1 protein-coding gene is annotated in these 229 nt (G+C 39.7%); it reads right to left on the bottom strand.

Annotated features, from left to right (window positions below; genetic code table 11):
- Positions 1 to 229 (bottom strand): hypothetical protein (locus AAEY75_RS17500; protein ID WP_352260462.1); only part of this gene is annotated, 229 nt, incomplete at both ends.

Below are 229 nucleotides of genomic sequence, written 5' to 3'. Positions count from 1 at the left end.
GTTTTACCCAAATCAAAAATAGCTAAAGCCAATGTAAGAAAAATGATAATACCAAAGGGCTGTAGCGGATCATGGGTCGCAGAAATTTGGCTAAATAAGGTATAAATATCGCGGATCACGGTCCACATAAGTACACTCACCAACACAAACAGACACAGTACAATCGCAGCATAAATGCTTTTAAAAAACGGTGACATTTTACGCCGAGCACTGTCGCCCATCATAAACT

Origin of the sequence: Psychrobacter sp. TB55-MNA-CIBAN-0194 (assembly GCF_040309505.1) — a bacterium.
Lineage (GTDB): Bacteria > Pseudomonadota > Gammaproteobacteria > Pseudomonadales > Moraxellaceae > Psychrobacter > Psychrobacter fozii.
This window is presented reverse-complemented; position numbering and strand designations above follow the sequence as displayed.